The organism is Pseudovibrio sp. Ad26 (assembly GCF_001623285.1).
Lineage (GTDB): Bacteria > Pseudomonadota > Alphaproteobacteria > Rhizobiales > Stappiaceae > Pseudovibrio > Pseudovibrio ascidiaceicola.
On record NZ_LMCE01000049.1, the window covers coordinates 109672 to 127296 of the forward strand.

General features: G+C 52.3%; 15 protein-coding genes. 8 read left to right on the top strand and 7 right to left on the bottom strand.

Features of this window, described 5'->3' with window-relative positions; translation table 11 throughout:
- Positions 1 to 126: 126 nt before the first annotated feature.
- Genes PsAD26_RS09465 through ugpC form a run of 3 tightly spaced genes read left to right on the top strand, consistent with a single transcriptional unit; the run spans position 127 to position 2946 of the window.
- The gene (locus PsAD26_RS09465; protein WP_063310193.1) at positions 127 to 1008 is read left to right on the top strand and encodes a sugar ABC transporter permease; all 882 of its coding nucleotides are present in this window, start codon (positions 127 to 129) and stop codon (positions 1006 to 1008) included.
- On the top strand, positions 1001 to 1879 hold the full coding sequence (locus PsAD26_RS09470) for a carbohydrate ABC transporter permease (RefSeq protein ID WP_063310194.1): 879 nt from the start codon (positions 1001 to 1003) through the stop codon (positions 1877 to 1879). Before PsAD26_RS09465 ends, PsAD26_RS09470 begins: the two co-directional genes overlap by 8 nt.
- 11 nt (positions 1880 to 1890) lie before the next feature.
- Entirely contained in the window at positions 1891 to 2946 is a 1056-nt protein-coding gene (gene ugpC / locus PsAD26_RS09475) for a sn-glycerol-3-phosphate ABC transporter ATP-binding protein UgpC (protein WP_063306701.1), read from the top strand.
- Positions 2947 to 2952: 6 nt separating this feature from the next.
- On the opposite strand, the gene mbfA is transcribed toward ugpC, so the two are convergent.
- On the bottom strand, positions 2953 to 3903 hold the full coding sequence (gene mbfA / locus PsAD26_RS09480; RefSeq protein WP_193758278.1) for an iron exporter MbfA: 951 nt from the start codon (positions 3901 to 3903) through the stop codon (positions 2953 to 2955).
- A 369-nt stretch (positions 3904 to 4272) separates the two neighbouring features.
- Here mbfA and PsAD26_RS09485 point away from each other — a divergent pair, with 369 nt between their 5' ends.
- A complete protein-coding gene (locus PsAD26_RS09485) occupies positions 4273 to 6576 on the top strand; it encodes a hypothetical protein (RefSeq protein WP_063310195.1) in 2304 nt (767 codons plus the stop codon).
- An 82-nt stretch (positions 6577 to 6658) separates the two neighbouring features.
- On the opposite strand, the gene PsAD26_RS09490 is transcribed toward PsAD26_RS09485, so the two are convergent.
- Entirely contained in the window at positions 6659 to 7555 is an 897-nt protein-coding gene (locus PsAD26_RS09490; protein ID WP_063310196.1) for an AEC family transporter, read from the bottom strand.
- Positions 7556 to 7660: 105 nt separating this feature from the next.
- Here PsAD26_RS09490 and PsAD26_RS29950 point away from each other — a divergent pair, with 105 nt between their 5' ends.
- The 3 genes from PsAD26_RS29950 (at position 7661) to PsAD26_RS09500 (ending at position 10262) form a co-directional block, all read left to right on the top strand.
- Positions 7661 to 7891, top strand: coding sequence for a LysR family transcriptional regulator (locus PsAD26_RS29950; RefSeq protein WP_208985601.1), 231 nt, complete (start codon positions 7661 to 7663; stop codon positions 7889 to 7891).
- An 18-nt stretch (positions 7892 to 7909) separates the two neighbouring features.
- The gene (locus PsAD26_RS09495; protein WP_208985602.1) at positions 7910 to 8575 is read left to right on the top strand and encodes a LysR family transcriptional regulator substrate-binding protein; all 666 of its coding nucleotides are present in this window, start codon (positions 7910 to 7912) and stop codon (positions 8573 to 8575) included.
- Positions 8576 to 8888: 313 nt separating this feature from the next.
- Positions 8889 to 10262: a sodium:alanine symporter family protein gene (locus PsAD26_RS09500; protein WP_063310197.1), complete on the top strand. Its 1374-nt coding sequence runs from the start codon at positions 8889 to 8891 to the stop codon at positions 10260 to 10262.
- 295 nt (positions 10263 to 10557) lie between these two features.
- Here the strand turns inward: PsAD26_RS09500 and PsAD26_RS09505 are convergent, their stop codons facing one another.
- The 4 genes from PsAD26_RS09505 to PsAD26_RS09520 form a co-directional block, all read right to left on the bottom strand.
- Positions 10558 to 10830 (bottom strand): hypothetical protein, encoded by a 273-nt coding sequence (locus PsAD26_RS09505; protein ID WP_063310198.1) that lies wholly within the window; start codon positions 10828 to 10830, stop codon positions 10558 to 10560.
- A gap of 319 nt (positions 10831 to 11149) precedes the next feature.
- The gene (locus tag PsAD26_RS09510) at positions 11150 to 11905 is read right to left on the bottom strand and encodes a hypothetical protein (protein ID WP_208985603.1); all 756 of its coding nucleotides are present in this window, start codon (positions 11903 to 11905) and stop codon (positions 11150 to 11152) included.
- Positions 11906 to 12056: 151 nt separating this feature from the next.
- Entirely contained in the window at positions 12057 to 12785 is a 729-nt protein-coding gene (locus tag PsAD26_RS09515) for an RES family NAD+ phosphorylase (protein WP_244278188.1), read from the bottom strand.
- On the bottom strand, positions 12782 to 13120 hold the full coding sequence (locus PsAD26_RS09520; protein WP_082826935.1) for an MbcA/ParS/Xre antitoxin family protein: 339 nt from the start codon (positions 13118 to 13120) through the stop codon (positions 12782 to 12784). Before PsAD26_RS09520 ends, PsAD26_RS09515 begins: the two co-directional genes overlap by 4 nt.
- Before the next feature lie 339 nt (positions 13121 to 13459).
- Here PsAD26_RS09520 and PsAD26_RS09525 point away from each other — a divergent pair, with 339 nt between their 5' ends.
- Positions 13460 to 16864, top strand: coding sequence for an autotransporter outer membrane beta-barrel domain-containing protein (locus PsAD26_RS09525; protein ID WP_208985604.1), 3405 nt, complete (start codon positions 13460 to 13462; stop codon positions 16862 to 16864).
- Between the two features lie 130 nt (positions 16865 to 16994).
- Here PsAD26_RS09525 and PsAD26_RS09530 read toward each other — a convergent pair whose 3' ends face one another.
- Positions 16995 to 17525 (bottom strand): DUF1775 domain-containing protein, encoded by a 531-nt coding sequence (locus PsAD26_RS09530; RefSeq protein WP_063310201.1) that lies wholly within the window; start codon positions 17523 to 17525, stop codon positions 16995 to 16997.
- Positions 17526 to 17625 lie beyond the last annotated feature (100 nt).

The window sequence follows — 17625 nt, forward strand, 5'->3', positions numbered from 1 at the left end:
CAGAGCCGGTCGCAACATGTTTGCGGTCGGCTTGCCTCTATAGCTTCACGCATTCTCCCAACAAACCATGCTGGTTCAGGGAGACGAACATGCACCACTGCGAGGCAGGCTTTTTCTGAGACGGGTATGAATCAAAGCAACACATTCTGGCGCGTTGCCCTTTTGGCGCTCCCCCTCAGCGTTTTCGCGCTGATCATCATCTGGCCGCTCCTAAGCTCGTTTTATTACGGCTTTACCAACTGGAACGGTTTCAGTGACAATTATGATTTCGTTGGCTTTGAGAATTTCGGAAAGCTGTTTTCCGATCGCCTCTTCATGTCTGCGGCAATAAACACGATTATCTGGATGGCCATTGCGGTGGTGCTTCCAACTGTTCTTGGCCTCTCGCTGGCGCTGCTCATCGACAGTCATGTGCCCGGTGGCCCGATCTTCAAAACCATCTTCTATCTGCCAATCTGTCTGTCCGCCGTTGTGGTTGGGCAGGTCTGGGTGTGGATCTATCAACCTGACTGGGGCCTGCTGAATTCTATTATTGAGTACGTCACCAACGGTCGCTTCAACTACGCATGGTTGGCGAAGCCGGATAGCGCGCTCTACTCCGTGATTGTTGCGTGGTCCTGGCAAGCGACCGGCCTGTCCATGGTGATCTACCTCGCAGGCTTGACGGCTATTCCCGGTGATCTGCTGGAAGTGTGCGAGTTGGAAGGCGCGACCACGTGGCAACGCATTCGCCACGTTATTCTGCCGCTGCTGACACCGGCCACCGTGGTTGTTGTTGCGCTGAGCGTGATCAACTCGCTGAAGGGCTTTGACATTCTGTACATCATGACAGGCGGTGGGCCGTTCAATAGCTCCGATACGCTGGCCATGCATATGTATAACGAGAGCTTCAAGAAGTACCTGATGGGCTATGGCAGTGCCATTTCCGTCGTACTGTTCCTTGTCGCGCTGACCATCATTCGCCTCTATTTCAAACAGCTTAAAAAGGTGGACGAAATCTATGGCTGATACGGCTAGTCTGGGCAGCGCCAGCGGCGATTATATTGCGCTGAAGCGGTTCAATCCGTGGCCTGTTGTCATCTTCATCTGCCTGTTTACGCTGGCAATCCTGTTTCTGGCGCCTACCTTCGGTGTGCTGTTGTCCTCCGTCAAAACCACGCGGGATATTGCGCTTGGCGACCTGTGGGCCATTCCCAGCAGCATGTATTGGGGCAACTACATTGAGGTGCTGAGCAATCCGGCGGTGCATGGCTACATGCTCAACACGTTCCTCGTGGCTGCACCTGCAACGGCGTTTTCCATCGGGCTTGGCACGCTGGCGGGTTATGTATTCTCCAAGCTGCCCTTCAAAGGCAGCGACCTGGTGTTTTTGCTGGTGGTGTCCGGCATGTTCTTCCCGCCGCAGGTCATTCTGATCCCGCTGTTCCGCCTGTTCAACCTGATGGGGCTGATTGATACGCTGTGGCCGATGATTATCGTGCACACGGCGCTGGGGATCCCGATCTGTACGTTGCTGATGCGCAACTTCTTCGCCACCGTGCCAAACCCGTTGCGCGAGGCGGCGATTTTGGAAGGGGCGAATGAGTGGCAGGTGCTGACCAAAATTGCACTGCCCATCAGCCTGCCAGCCATCGCGGTGTTGGCGACGCTTCAATTCACCTGGATCTGGAACGATTTCCTCTGGCCGTTGATCTTCACCCAATCTGACGAGAAACGCACCATCATGCTGGGGCTCGTGTTCATGAAGGGCCAATACTCCGTTGCTTGGGGCATTCAGGGCGCCATGTCGCTGATCGCCAGCCTGCCAACGCTGATCGTATTCCTGTTCTTCCAGCGCTACTTCATCAAAGGCATGACCATGGGTGCCGTGAAAGGATAATCGGGGACATTATGAGTAGTTTGTCACTGAAAAACATAAGGAAGTCATTCGGAGATCTGGAGATCATCCATGGGGTGGATCTTGAGGTCGAAAAGGGTGAGTTCATTGTCTTTGTCGGGCCATCCGGGTGCGGCAAGTCCACCATGCTGCGGATGATTTCAGGTCTCGAGGATGTGACCTCCGGCCAGATCAACATCGCTGATAAAGACGTCACCCGCGCCCATCCGTCTAAGCGTGAAATTGCGATGGTGTTCCAATCCTACGCGCTGTTCCCGCACATGACGGTGTCTGAGAACATCAGCTTTGGCTTGCGTCTTGGCAAAATGGCGAAGGATGAGGTGGCTCGCCGTGTGAGCACTGTGGCGGAGACTTTACAGATCAGTCATCTGCTGGAGCGCTATCCGCGTCAGCTTTCCGGTGGTCAGCGTCAGCGTGTGGCGATTGGCCGTGCGATCATCCGCAATCCGCAGGTGTTCCTGTTTGATGAGCCGCTGTCCAATCTGGATGCTGCCCTGCGCGTACAGATGCGTCTGGAGATCGCTCGTTTGCACAAGCGTTTGGGTGCGACGATCATCTACGTGACCCACGACCAGACCGAGGCGATGACCCTTGCGGACCGGATTGTGGTGTTCAACCATGGTGTGATTGAGCAGGTCGGGCGTCCGATTGATCTATATGAGCGTCCGGCGAATAAGTTCGTGGCCGGGTTCCTCGGAGCTCCTTCCATGAACTTCATCGGGGCGACTGCGCAACAAGGTGCAATTCAGCTGGATGGCTTCAACATCAATGATGCACAAAGGGCTGAAGCAAATGGAGCGATCATGCTTGGCATCCGTCCGGAGCACATGAGCATCACCAACACAGAGGCCTGTGATTTCTCTGCGAAGGTAGAACTGGTTGAGGAACTTGGGTCAGAGTCTCTCGCCTACCTGCAAACCAGCTTCTCCTCCGACCCACTCACCATGCGGGTGGATCATTCCATCACTGTGCGAGAAGGAGATATGTTGCCGGTTTCCGTCAATCGTGAATTCCTGCATGTGTTCGCAGAAGGTGGCGCGTCCCTGTAGGGGCGTCTAACCACCGCCGATAATGACACCGGCGGCAAACACCAGTGAGCCGCCGAGAACAACCTGAAACGTCGCCCGCAAGAGCGGCGTTTCCATGTATTTGCTCTGGATCCACGCAATCGCACAGAGCTCAACCGCCACAACGAAAAACGCGATGAACGTGGCCACCCAGAAATCACTGAGTAGATACGGGATGGTATGACCCAGCCCACCAAGAGCTGTCATCACGCCAGAGGCTACACCGCGCAAGGCAGGTGAACCTCGTCCGGAAATCTGCCCGTCATCCGAGACCGCCTCCGTAAAGCCCATGGAAATACCCGCGCCGATGGAGGCTGCAAGGCCAACAAGAAACGTGGTCCATGTGTTGCCTGTTGCAAAGGCTGTGGCGAAAACAGGGGCCAGAGTGGAGACGGAGCCATCCATTAACCCGGCAAGACCGGGCTGGATCAGGGTCAGGATCAGTTTGCGGTGTGCGGTTTCTTCCTCCTGCTCTCCCGTTGAGGCCAGATGGGTTTGTGACAAGTTGCGGGCTTTGTTCTGGTGATCCGCTTCCACCGCTGCCAGGTCGCCCAGCAAGCGGCGGGTATCTGCATCTGTGCTCTTCTTCTCTGCATTCTCGTAGAATGTGCGCGAGGCCGTCTCCATGTTCTCGGAGATATGGCGGATCTGATCGAGCGTCAGCTGGGTGGAGAGCCAGAGTGGGCTTCGGGCATAAAACCCGGAAACATGTTCGCGGCGGATCAGAGGAATGGTGTCGCCGAAGCGTTTTTGATGCAGTTCGATCAACGCAATCCGGTGCTGGTCTTCTTCATTGGCCATATCGGCAAAGACGGCGGCGGTTCCCGGATAGTCATCCTGCAGTCGTTTTGCAAAGCCCCGATAGATGCGGGCGTCATCTTCTTCTGACGAGATGGCAAGCGCCAGCACCTGCTGCTCGCTCAGGTCAGAAAATCGCATGCGTGACGCCAGATACAACATCCATGAACTTTCTAGTTTGCAATTTCGCGCAGATCCTAAGCAGATTTCATTGCAAACAGGCGGTTTCAGTCTCTCAAATAAACCGCAAATTTGAACAGGCTGGCGTGGCAAACCGGGAGAATTGAGCACCCGCTCACTGATTGCGCTATCAGCAGATGTGATTGATGTTTTTGAGAAAACGTGATCGGTATTGTCGGTTTAAATGCTTAGACCGCTTGCATTTGAGCAGACCGGTTTAATCAGTCTTAACTTATTATACTAAAGTCTATTCCGTGCCTTAAAATAAACGGATAGGAGGAGCACAACTTTATTAGCCAATAACAAAACTTAGTTAGCAGGAGACGTGTCATGCCTGTAAATAAGTTGAATGCTGAACAGCACGATTGGGCCAAGGCAGTCTACCAGAACATGCATTGGAACTTCCCCGAGGAAGATGGGGACGAAACCAACCGTACAGCAAGAACCTCAAACGAGCAGGTCAATGGCGTTCATGGTAATCATGACCAACGCAATGGAACTGCCGACCCGGATTTGAGCGACTATGTCGTCGTCGACACCCCACCTCCAGAACGGCCCGCTGGCGCAAAGCCAATGCCGGTCCATGCTGTCTTTGAGGAAATTGGCCTGCCGGAATCCGAAACGCTTCGTGAGCGGTTAGACCGCTTGCGCACCTTCCAGCAGAAGAAAGAGGATTTCTTAAAAGACCCTCTCGCAACAGCTTATGCTGACCCTTCAGCCGCCAAATGGGAACATCATGTGAAAGATGTTCTGGGCATGCCTCAGGAAAAAGCTGATGAGATGGTCAAGCAGCAGTTCACCCGTGATCTGAAGAAGGAACTGAGGGAAGAGTCCCGGAGTGTCACCAAGGAAATTTTTGACAGCCAGGCAGATGATCCCCGCTTCAATGAATTCCTGCAGAATGCTGCCAACTCCAACCCTAAGCAGCTGACCCCGGCCCACCGCGAAATGCTGGTGTTTATGAGCCAGAATATGGTCAAGCTTGGGAATGCACTCGTCAAAGATGTCAATGAGCTGTACCGCCAGCATGCCTTCGGCAAAGCTATGAGCGACACCATCGACAATGCGAAGGAAAACGCGGTTTCTGACAGTGAACGACAAAAGCTGGAAGAAATTGAACAGGAAGTTGTTGAATACCGCATGGCTGTTGTCCGGCAGCTGGGTATGGCGCTGAACACCACAAACGACGTTCAGTCTGCCATCAGTTTTGGCCAGACCGTGGATTCTGCCGTTGATGAGTTGGCAGAGCAGAACGACCGCGCCCTGAATGCAGCCTCCGGCCTTGCGAAGATGGCCAAGAACATGGTCAACGACCATCTTGCCCAAACCAACAGCCCTCGTAAGACCATGAACTGGGTTGCCACCCAGCCATGGGCAAAGCTCGTTGATATCGACATCACCACCAAGGGTGAGTTCTTCAACATTGAAGCGCAGCTGCGTGACAGCGCTGCGGGAAACGAAGACACTGATGGTTTGGATATCGACAGCAACACCGATCTGGCACAGCGAAATCTGTCGAAAGAAAAGCTCATGGCAAATCCTGAGCTGATCTTCAACGGCTTGCGCTCACCTGAAATGATGGCCGCCCTGACCACCAAGGTTACGGGTGAAGCCAGCAATGATGATTTGCCATTTGTTGAAAAGCCAAGTGATCTGGCAATGAACTGGGGTGAAACCCTCGCCCGCGCACAGGAAAATGGCCGGGACATCAGCGATCAGCTGCCTGATTACATGACTTTGAAACAGATCCGCTATCACGACATCAAGAAGGGCTTCTTCTCCAACACGGACACCGTGAAGACGGCCTGGGTAGTGGAACAGAAGCCAACCTCTGACACTGTTGCCGAGGTTAACCTGATCAACAATCTGCCACGAGCCATTGCAGGTGATCTGGGCGATCTGGCTCTCAATATGTCTGATCTGCGAGAAGATCAGTCACAAAAGAGCAGCGACATTCAGGACAAGAGAGGCCATCTGGACGAGTTCCTTACCTCCAAGGGTGACGGCCTGTTGCAAAGCTATGGGAATGCACATGATGCGATCAGCAGCTTGCAGGACCATGCCATGAAGGAAGTCATGGCCAAGATGAGCAACGGCACAAGTATCCGCAAGATCCTGAAATGGGCGAAGGAACAACCTTGGTCAGCCATGTTCCAGGTTGAAATCACACCGATGGAAAGTGGCAAGAAGGATCAGTACAATGTCGTGATCAAGGAAGTTGAACACGGCACCACAGAAGCCAGCAGTGTTGTGCTGAATGAGCCAACAGATCAAGACAAGGAAAATGCCGGTAACATCGCTGACGAAGATGATCAGGCCTTTGGTGAAGATCTGCATGGTTTGAGTGGTGCCTTGAAGGCCCTGTTGAACCCATCCGTTTACAAGCAGCTGATCTCCAAAACCACCGGAGAAAAGAGCGACGGAATGCAAATCGTCGAAGAACCAACCAAACTGGCACGGGATTGGGCAGACCTGATTCAGAAATCTGCTGGCCCCGGTGCAAGCTTGCCGGACTATCTGGAACTTCGTCAGGTGAAGTACCGCGTCCGCTCCTTCCTGCCTTGGAAGAGAAACAAGCTGGAAGCCTGTTGGGTTCTGGAATTTAAGCCTACGGCTTTTAAACAAGCCGCATAAATGAGCTCATGTGCTCATAGATGACGAATGACCTTCCTTATCTAATGGCTTGGGCTCTGCGGTCTCCGCAGGGCCCGTTTTATTATCCGGTCTGCAGTGCGATCCAAAGCGGCAGGCTGATGCACGAGAGCAACGTGGATTGGGCGATCAGCGTGGCCGGTTGCCGGCAGTCCGCACCAAAGGCGGCGGCCAGTACATGGGCGGCTGATGCGGTGGGCAAAGCTGCGAACAGCACCAACACGGATGCCTGTTCTTTTGGAATGGCAAAGCTGTGCACCATAAACCAGGCAATGCAAGGCAAGGCCAACAGTTTGATGGAGTTCAACCCACCCGTATAAACATCCAGCTTCATCAGTCCCTGCCAATCAAGTGTCGCTCCAATAGCCAACAATGCTAGGGGGATGGCCGCCAGAGCCAGTTGATTGAGACCTTCCGAAAGGACTGAGGGAAGCGGATATCCGCTCAAACCCACCGCAACACCGCTAAGGGCTGCCAGAAAGAATGGATTGAGCACCACCTTTTCCGCTGCCTTGCGCAGGCCAAGACCTTTGCCCAGGGAAAGAGCCGTTACCGCCATCAGGTTTGCCATTGGCACCGCAAAGCCAATGGCTATGGCCATGAGAGAAGCACTGTCGGCGTCCAACGCATTGATGGCCACAAACCCGATGGCTGTGTTGAACCGCCACGCTGTTTGCCAACCAGCGGCAAAATCCAAAAACTGTGTTGGACCAAACGGGCGCAACATCCAGCCAAGCAGCAAGCCGATCCCTAAAATACCCCAGGTGCCCAATCCGATGATGGCTGCATCATCCAGATTGATGGGGCGAGCTGCTGCAGCGGAGAACATCAGGGCTGGAAACAGCAACTGAAAGTTCAGCGTATCAATGCCCCGCCATGTGGCCTGGTCCAGGCGCTTGCCAAATACACCGCCCAAAGCCAGCAAACCCAAACTTGGCAGCAATGCCATCGCAATCCCCATGCGCCCTCTCCCTACTGGTTTGGCTGGTCTTTCCTGCTGCTATGTCCTAGGCTAATGATGAGATATAAAATAATAAGCTAAGCTTATAATGTGTGGTGATACCTGATGACCAAGCCTGATGGCCTCAATTCTTTTGCAATGCGCTTGCCAGAACTTGCCGTGCGCGCTCTGCCTTTGCTGCAGGTGGTTGGCTCCGTCACCAAAACCGCGCATCAACTGGGGGTGAGCCAGTCTGCCGTCAGCCAATCCATCGCTGAGCTTGAAAAGCGGCTTGGCGTAAAGGTGCTCCGTCGTGGTTCTCAGCCAGTACAGCTGACGGATGAGGGCAAGGTGTAGAAGGGACAGGCCCTGAGCGTGCAGGCGGCGGAAGAGAACGCACTGGCCAGCATCAACGATCTGCGCCAGAACAAACGCGGGCGCGTGCGCATCGGCTCTTCAGGCCCATCGGCCTCTACCCAATTGCTGCCTAATGTGATGAAGCGGTTCTCACGCCACTATCCGGGGATCGCGCTGGAACTGCGTGAGGCACAGGATCAGGAAATCATCGCAGCTTTGCGACGCGGTGAGGTGGATGTGGCCGTAGTCCCGGGACTGGATGGAGACGAGGAGTTCGAGAGTCTGCCCATTGCCTGTGACCGACTTGTCGCAATCACTGCAGATGATATGAACTTGCCGCTGCACATGAACGCTGAAGCTTTTCAAAAGCAGCCCTTCATTATGACAAAGGGGGGCAGTGAGCCGTTGGTGCGGAAATGGTTTGGCCGGTCAGATACAGACCCACGCGTGGATCACTCCATTCAGCAGATCACATCCATTCTGGCGGTCGTTCGCTCCGGCCTTGCCTGCTCTATTATTGCAGAACTGGCACTGCCCGAGGATCTGGAGGGTGTGAAAGTTTTACCGCTTGATCCCCCTGCCCCGCGTAGCCTGTTCCTCACCCGCCTGCCAACAACACCCAGCAACAGCGCGGTGACGAGATTTTGGGAGTTTACCGAGCAGGAGATCTATCGGGAGGAGTAATTTTCCCCTGCCCTTGGGGCAATACCGCAACTCTCTTATCTTGGTTAATCAGAATGTGCTCATAAGTTACGAATCCGGGGATGGATTTTCCAAAACTGTACCGGGTGGTCGGTTAAAAACGATAATTTACGCCCGTCAGACGCGAAATTTTCACCAAAATTTTTCGTGATGACCGTAGGTAAACTACGTATTTTCAAATTAACTAATTGAAAAGCAACAGAAAAGTTTGAAATAGGTCTATTGTAGATGTATTCCCTATGCATGCCGAGGATGTAAACTAAATCATAATAAAAATCATGGTGGGAGGCTAACCATGGAAATAATGACGAATATCCTAGGCGAAATCAATTCTATCGTTTGGGGCCCTGTGATGCTTATAGCCATTCTCGGGGTAGGACTTTTTCTCCAGATCGGACTCAAACTAATGCCCATCTTTAAGTTGGGCACGGGCTTTAGCCTGCTCTGGAAAGGTCGCCAAGGCGAAGGTGGTGGTGAAATCAGCCCCTTCAATGCGTTGATGACTTCTCTTTCAGCTACAATTGGAACAGGTAACATTGCAGGCGTTGCGACGGCTGTGTTCCTGGGCGGGCCTGGCGCTCTCTTCTGGATGTGGATGACTGCGCTTGTGGGCATGGCAACCAAGTATGCCGAAGCTGTCCTCGCGGTGAAATACCGTGAGCGTGACAACGCTGGCAACTTTGTTGGTGGCCCGATGTACTACATCAAAAACGGTCTTGGCCGTAAGTGGTACTGGCTTGCTCCAACCTTTGCTGCATTCGGCGCTGTTGCTGCGTTCGGCATTGGTAACGGTGTGCAAGCCAACAGTGTTGCGAACGTTCTGAATGAGAACTTCAGCATTCCGGCACAGGCAACGGCTGTTGTCCTGATGGCACTCACAGCTGCTGTTATTCTGGGAGGAGTAACGCGCATTGGTAACGTTGCCGGCAAACTGGTTCCGTTCATGGCTATTGCGTACATTGCAGCTGGCCTTGTTGTTCTGATCATCAACATCGATTCCATCGGTGCTGCTGTGCAGACAGTGTTTGCTCAGGCATTCACCTCCACAGCTGCTGAAGGTGGCTTTGCTGGTGCTGCTGTTTGGGCTGCGATCCGCTTTGGTGTTGCCCGTGGCGTCTTCTCTAACGAAGCTGGTCTGGGTTCTGCGCCAATCGCTCACGCGGTTGCTGAAACCAAGAGCCCTGTTAATCAGGGTCTGATCGCAATGCTCGGCACGTTCATCGACACCATCATCGTTTGTACCATCACTGGTCTTGCGATTGTGGCATCCGGTGTGTGGACCTCTGGCTCCTCCGGTGCAGCGCTCACCTCTCTGGCATTTGAAACATCTCTGCCAGGTGTTGGTGGCTACCTGATTGCGATCTCGCTCTCAGTGTTTGCATTCACCACCATTTTGGGGTGGAGCTTCTACGGCGAGAAATGCGTTGGCTTCTTCTTTGGGCCTCGTGCGCTCAAGCCATACCGCATCCTCTGGGTGGTTGCGATCTACTTCGGCGCAACTGCGGAGCTGAGCTTCATCTGGCTGCTGGCTGATACGCTGAATGCGATGATGGCTATTCCAAACCTGATCGCGCTGGCACTTCTCAGCCCGATTGTCTTCAAGCTCACCAAGGAGTTCTTCTCCGAAGATGACGAGCCTGAGGGCGTGGAAAAAGCCCCGGCTGAATAAGAGAAAACACAGTTTTCAATAGAATGGCCCGGTTTCATCACCGGGCTATTTTTGTATGTGCAGATGGATGCGGTGCAACGCGATAATTAGGTGCGCCGACCAGCTCTGAGTATTTTCTGAAGCTGTTTTTGCTTGGCGGGGCTATCTGCCATTCAAAAAACTGAAGGTACTTATTAAAACCATATCTTTTCAAAAGAGAGTAGAAATAGTCTGCTGTAACCTTGGTGGAAACTTCTTCTGAAGCTAGCTTCCCTAGATTTCGGGAAGTGCACAGTGCGCGAGTTGGCCGCTCGCTTCACTTAGCATTTGATTTTTCCTCTGGAAAGCCATGCAGTTCGAATAGGTCATCTAATAATGGTGATACAATTTCATCTTTAGGCGAAAACTCATCACCCCACATGCGATTAAAGCTTCTCAGCATATTGTGAAAAGCTTCAGATTTTTGCTTATAGTCCAGTGATTGGGATATCTCTCGCATGTCTTGCAACAAAGGAAAAATTTTCTTGTTCAAGATATCACCTTCAAGTGTTTTGGCTATCAAGTCTATTTTTTCAGCGGTGCCTGTCATTTTACTAGATCCGGAAGTACAGTTGCAAACCCGTCATAGGAATAAGTTCATCTGTCTGAACAGATCAAACGCCCTCAAAAGAGCGATGTTTACATGCCGAAGTGATTATGATTGCTGGTCGTGACAAATAGACATCCAACAAGATGCGATTGATAGCGAAGGCATTTCACTGCAGGAGATCAACGATCAGTTGAGCGCGTTTGCCGATGGCGCCACGCTCTGGTCTTGGGGCAAAGACGTGCCAATGTTCCTGCAGTGTCAACGTGTTGCGTGATCCCTGCCCAGAATTGAAGCAGGGACCATATGGTCTATTGCGATATTACTTCCACCAGGCATCCGGTGAGGTGTAAGCGTCGTAGCTGTTGTTGTTCCGTTCCCACTGGTACTGAGCGGAATCGTAGGAGGACATGGATTCCAGTTTAGCGTCAGGATTGGTTTTCTGCGCGTCGAACAGGTCTTCATGGGCTTTGGTGAGCAAGTTGACGACAGGATCATTTGAAAAGAGGTCGCTCTCCTTACCACCGGATAGTCGTTTATAAGCAGCCTGAGCGCTGGCTTTGCTTTCTGCCCACTCAAAGGACTTTTGCTCTTCTGCGGAGGTCTCTTCCTCCAGATACTTCAAAAGAGACAGATAATTGTCGGCAGTCGGTCCAGCCTCGGGAGCGTCTTTTTTCAGGATCTCGTCAAGCTGCTCTTGCATCACTTGCTTTGCAGCTTCTATCTCTTCATCAGAGAAGTAGCCGTTTTCATTGCTGGCGATCAGGTGGAGGGTCTCGCGGTCAAACTCCAGATCATCAAAGATGTCTTTACGAAACGCTTCGATGTCATCCTTGTACTTGCTGGAGGTCGTATCAAGGTCGCCATAAAGATCGGTCAGCTTAGCACGTGCATCAACGGCAGTATCCGGAGTCGGCTTTAAGTCAGGCGTCTTTGTCTTGTCTTTCGACTCATCATCCGGTGACAAAACACTCTGGTTGACACGAGTGCTGATCGACGACGACGCATTGCCTATATACTTTGCAACACTGTAGTTGGAGAAGCTGTAGGTTCCGCCGCTACTGCTGAAAAAGCTCACAATTATTGTCCTTATAAAATCAATAGTGCGATGCTAGTGGCCCAAACCTGCGTGGCGCTGTTCTTTCTGGAAATAAAAGTTGCAAAACTGCAATTTTTGACGCTAGGGAATCTGCGTGGAAAATCTAGCTTATTTTGTAGGGTGTTGGCGGTTAATCAGCGATCTCGAAGACTTCGCCTGAGTTCAGGTCCTTGATCATATCAATCGCCTCACCGCTCCAGTGATAGCTGAAATGCCGGGCCTGAAGTGGAGCTTCCACCACGTCGGGATAAAACGCAGCAATACACAACCCGCTCTCGTCCCGCACACTTGGGTAGAGAATGCCATCGCCGCCCTCTTCCAGCAGTTTGCGTGCGAAGACCTGAGAGGCGCTGTAATCATCCGGGTGGAGGAGAACTTCAAAACGCGGATCTGTTACGTCAGCAAGTTTAGCCTCAACACTGCCGATCAACTCGCGCATCTGCGCAATCCAGCCCGGTGCCTCTTGCGTGGCGGCATAGAAATTTCCGGTATGATGCACAGTCTCGAACAGCGCGGTTTCAAAAGATTTGGCGGCATAAAAAGCGCCGAAGTACCCATCATGGAAACGGCCAGTCCGGTCAGGAGAGGCATGGGTGAATGGTGCCATCAGATAGGAAGAGCCTGTTCCATTGACCCGCCGTTCAACGGGTACAAGATCCAGATTGCCAATGGTTTCTGCAAGGCGCGGATTGGTGCGGCTCTCTGCAGCGGCCAGCAGTTCCCAATCTGCGGGATCGGCAATGTCTTCAAACAAATCTATGGGTGGGTAAGCCGAGTTGACCAACCGATAATACTTGGGCCAGCTGACATGTGTTTCAGGAGCTTTCAGGTCCGTCTCCACCAAAGTTAATGTGGTCACCAGTTGCCTCGCTGCGCATCAAGATATCTGCGCACGCGCATTAAGTCCGTGAGTTGTCCGCCCATCATGATCTCAAGAGCAGACTTACCGCCAAAGTCATGGTTCGCGCGTTTCACCCAACCATACCCACGGTTGGTGTCGCTGAACAGCAAGCGAAGCGCCTTGTGAATGCCAAGCAGGTTGGACAGGCGCGCTGCAAGGTCTACGCTGACACGACCATAGTGTCTCGTCTTCCAACGTTGATAGGTGCGCTTGGCAATGTCTCCCAGCAGCAAAGTGGCCTGCTCATCCGTCAGCTGCCAGCGCTCAAACAAGTTGATCACCGCCCGCTGCATGGCATGCACTTCTTCCTCGGTAAACTTTGGCCCACCGGGTGCCAGAGGTTGTTCAATCTTACGAAGACTAGGCATCTTCCCTCTCACCAAACCAGCTCAACATCATAATGACATATGGCACTATATTATAATTTTGACGCCAAATGTCAAGGTTTTGAGTTTGCTCCTGCGTGAATTTGGAGAGAGGAACAAACCCTGAGTAGTAGGTTTTCTGAAGCACATCCTAAAATACGAAATAACTAATATAAACGTGGATGACCAAGCGTCCGCCTTGATGCGTTGGAGGAGCATCTGTAAATATTGTCGTAAATACGAATATAAAATAGTTGGGGTGGGGCCGTGACTTATAAATCTCGCAGTTTGAGCAGTGTCTCCATAATTGCGCTCGTTTCAAACATTGTAATCGCGGCACCGCTTATGGCGCAGACGGTTCATATCACTGCACCTCAGACCGCGCCCAACGATGCTGCGCTGGACACGCAAGTGATTACAGGCCCAATCACGGAATACTCTGGGCAATTGCAGGTGACTGTGATTGGCAGCAGGGCATCTGGTGCAGATGCAACCGCAGAGATCAACATTCGCGGCATCAAAGACGATATCGAACAAAACAACTCCGGTGAAATTAACATCCAGGTCACTGGTGGGGTTGCAGACAGCAGCGCGAATGCCGGAACTGGAGCAACTGCAGCCATCACTATCGATGGCATTGAAGGAACAATTGAGAACGACAATGTCGGATCGATTGCGGTCAAAGGCGTTAGCAAGAGCGCCATCACATCTGGTGGTGGTCATGCCAGTGTGAAAGTGAACGTAAAGGCGGTTGATGACAGGATCCTGGGCGATAACTTGGGGCATCTTTCCAGTTATGCAGAGGCAGGAGAAGCCATCGCGCAGGGCAGTGGTAATGCAAATGCCAGTGTTGAAGGTTTCGGCACCTATCTTGATGTTGAGGGAGATAACGTCGGCACGATCAAAGCTGAAGGTTACGCAGGCACTGCCACAAGTAAAACAGGTATTGCCTACGCAGATGCTGACATAACCGGCATCGACAATGATCTTGAGGGCGAAAATAAAGGCCTAATCGACATTGTTGCAAAGGGCGGAGATGCACGTACGGAGGGAAGTGAACGCGCAACTTCGTACGCTCTCGCTATTGGTGTCAAAGGCTATACGGAACGGAACAGTGGCTCCATTCTTGTCGATGCTGACAACCGTGATGCCACTGCGGCCTCAACGAACGGTGAGGCCAACGCCGCGGCTGATGTCTATGGTGTTCATGGCAATCTCCTTGTTGAAAATTCGGGTCAGATAAGTGTGATTTCGAGCGCTGGCAGTTCAGAGACGTCAGGCGTTTCAACAGCAAACTCCAAAACACTTGCGGTGGGCGTGAATGGCTACATCCAGAACAACAGCGGCCATGTTCTTGTTGATGCAGACGGGCGTGATGCCAAGGCGCTCTCAGCTGGTGGTAATGCAGATGCCTCTGCTGAAGCCTACGGCACAAGAAGTGATCTGAATGACGACAATTCAGGTGAGATAAAAGCCTCTGCACACGCTGGGAAGGCAATCGGCTTTAAAGCAGAAGCAAATGCGGTGGCAAAGGGCGTTGATAATACCCTCAAAGGTGACAACATGGGCATAATCCATGCAGAAGCTTTTGCTGGTCAAGCAACGAGCACTGGCACCACTGGTGATGGTGCGTTTGCGAGTGCCGAAGTCGTGGGCGTTGATGACTACATTGAGGGTAACAACAGCGGCGATATTGTTGTGTTTGGCCAAGGCGGTAAAGCGACTGCAAATGGCACAGGTAGTGCTAACGCCTCTGTTGAATCTATTGGTGTCTATAATGGTATCCGCAATAGCGATCCGAATGTAACCACTGACAATCTTGGTATGGTTGCCGCTTATGGCACGGGTGGCACAGCGAGTTCTGTTGGTGGAAACGCCTATGGGTATGCAGATGTTACAGGCCTTGATGGCTCGCTGGGTGGTGAGAATAAGGGACTGATTAAAGCTATAGCCATTGGCAAATCTGCGATAACACAAAGCGATCAGATTGCTAATGCAGAAGGTCTTGCTATTGGCGTTAAAGGTGATGCTGATGCCAACAGTGGGACAATTCTAGTCCAGGCGACGGGCGGTACCGCACAAAGCGCAAATGCCGTGAAAGCCAACGGTTCCGCCAATGCCTTCGGTATAGGTTATGTCGATGGTTCAACGCGTTATGGCGTTGAAGGTGCCTTCACAAACACGGGCTTCATCAAAGTAGAAGCCACTGCAGGCACGGCCAACAGCGTACAGGATAAAGCGATCGCGTATGGTGTTGTTCTCAATGGGGCAACGACGCTTAACAATAGTGGTTTGATTGTGGCGTCTGCAACAGGCGGTGCAGGGGCTGAGGCCTATCAGGTGCATGCCGGAAGCAATGCGCTGACTGTGAATTCCTACGGCATTCTCTTCAATGATGATCTTACTGAAAACTTCAGCGGGACCATTCAGGCGGACAATCCGAACAATGTGGCGTTTAACAGTGCAACGCTGCATGTTCACCACTCAAACAGTACGAAAGTCAACGAGGCCTATGAGATCCCGGATCTTGTTGCAGGTCAGGATGTCCAGCAGTTCGCGCATCTGGATACCAGTGGAGTAGTAGGCCATGGCTGGAGTGTTGAGGCAGTGGAGAGCAGTTGGGGGACGACCAATCAAGAGGTTATCTTCAGATTTGCCCCCGATGTTTCCAGTCCACAATTGGTCGCCCAGCAACAGTACGGGGTGATTGATGCCACCCAGCGCATTGGTGCTGGCTTGCTGACGGATCTGATGTTTGAGGCGGAGAATGCAGGCGGTGAAGGCCTGTTGCTGTCGTATGAGGGCACACCAGTATCAGATGCGGAAAAGGCTGTTGCTGATATGGCAGGTCAGTCGAACACCAGTGGGTCATATGGCGTGTTTTATGCTGCGCCTCTGCACCTTTCTCAGCAAAATCAGAATGATAGTCTTGGCTATTCTGCTAGTACAACAGGTGTGGTGACGGGATACAACCGTGTCATCTCATCTGATCTGATTGTTGGGGCCAACGTTTTTTATGGTCACAGCGCGCTGGACTTTGACGGGGTCTACGATCAGGCAAAGGAAACAGTTGATACTTACGGTGTTGGTGTTCAGGGTGCTTATCGTAAAGATGCGATGCTGTTTACTGGGCAGAGCACGTTCTACCACACGAACAACACCTATAAGGACAGCTCGGCTCAGGCGAAAGAAACCTATGACAGCCAGAACCTGCTGACACGCGTTGCGGCCAGTTATATCTGGGAGCATGGTAACAATATCTTCTCACCAGAATTTGGTCTGAGCCACCTCTGGCACTCGCGGGGCGCGTTCAGCGTTGACAATCAAGGCGTACCGGATGTGCGTTACGATGCGATCAGCAATCACCAGTTCTCCGTTGATGCCTCCTTCGGTTGGACCGGAACTTATCAGGTGCAGGATGGAGAGCTAAAGGCCAATCTCCGTGCTGGTTTGCGTCAGATTTTGGGTGACGGTGGATTTAAAGATGTGCTCCGCTCCGGTGCAAATGGTGTGGCGACTGTCAGAAGTGATCAGGATCAGACACTGGCGCGCGCATCTGCTTCTCTGGATTATACCAAGGGCAACTTTGGTGCTTCTATCGGTGTGCTTGGTGAATATGGGGAAGATACTCGAGACACCGCTTTCTTCGGGCATGTCTCCTACAAATTCTGATCATCCGGGAGTGCATACTGGAGCGGCTTGGGTGCTCCAGTATGCTGCTGATGGAAAGGCGCTAGATTAACGCGATTTGCCCGAGCCTTGTCCGCCAGCGATGTGACTGAGCAGTAGAAATACAGGCGGTTTAATGTGAATGTTCTGATGGTTTGATCAGGTGCACGCCCGGAGCCGGACGCTTCAGGTCGTGGCTGTTTTGGCCGTCAGCTGGGATTTCGATCCATGCATTCTCCCCGGATCCGCACTCTTGTGTGGTTTTGAAGTAGAGAGTTTGTTCTGGAGCCAATGTCTTGTGCAGCTTGGCGCGGAAGATGAACTCGTCGTAATGCTCGTGTTTCAGACTACCGGTCCAGGTGATCTGCTTGACGCCTTCACTAAGAGTTTTGCCGTAATACTCATAGGTTTTGGCGTAAGGACCGGTTTCAGTCTCAAGCTCCCACCCTGCTTTGAGCATCGGCTTGACGGAGACCACGCCTTCCGGAATTACAACACGGACCTTGAGTGTTGGCTGACCATCACAGCCGTGACCAATACGGATGACACCTTTGTAAGTGCTGCCAACCTCTGCTTCCTTCTGTTCTAGCGTCGCGTGCCCATATGCAGAGGAAGCTGCGATGACCATAGAGAATGAAAGCATTGATAAAGCTAGCTTTTTCATAGATTTTCTTTCCTCGTTAAAATTGGCTCTGACAGGAAATCGGCACAGGAAACAGCATTCATGCAATCTCGCTAAGCCTAAGCTGGCGACACTGCATGTT

Coding starts and splice junctions, on each gene's coding strand:
- PsAD26_RS09465 (WP_063310193.1), top strand. CDS start 127: ATGAATCAAAGCAACACATTCTGGCGCGTTGCCCTTTTGGCGCTCCCC.
- PsAD26_RS09470 (WP_063310194.1), top strand. CDS start 1,001: ATGGCTGATACGGCTAGTCTGGGCAGCGCCAGCGGCGATTATATTGCG.
- ugpC (WP_063306701.1), top strand. CDS start 1,891: ATGAGTAGTTTGTCACTGAAAAACATAAGGAAGTCATTCGGAGATCTG.
- mbfA (WP_193758278.1), bottom strand. CDS start 3,903: ATGCGATTTTCTGACCTGAGCGAGCAGCAGGTGCTGGCGCTTGCCATC.
- PsAD26_RS09485 (WP_063310195.1), top strand. CDS start 4,273: ATGCCTGTAAATAAGTTGAATGCTGAACAGCACGATTGGGCCAAGGCA.
- PsAD26_RS09490 (WP_063310196.1), bottom strand. CDS start 7,555: ATGGGGATTGCGATGGCATTGCTGCCAAGTTTGGGTTTGCTGGCTTTG.
- PsAD26_RS29950 (WP_208985601.1), top strand. CDS start 7,661: ATGACCAAGCCTGATGGCCTCAATTCTTTTGCAATGCGCTTGCCAGAA.
- PsAD26_RS09500 (WP_063310197.1), top strand. CDS start 8,889: ATGGAAATAATGACGAATATCCTAGGCGAAATCAATTCTATCGTTTGG.
- PsAD26_RS09505 (WP_063310198.1), bottom strand. CDS start 10,830: ATGACAGGCACCGCTGAAAAAATAGACTTGATAGCCAAAACACTTGAA.
- PsAD26_RS09520 (WP_082826935.1), bottom strand. CDS start 13,120: ATGCAGCGGGCGGTGATCAACTTGTTTGAGCGCTGGCAGCTGACGGAT.
- PsAD26_RS09530 (WP_063310201.1), bottom strand. CDS start 17,525: ATGAAAAAGCTAGCTTTATCAATGCTTTCATTCTCTATGGTCATCGCA.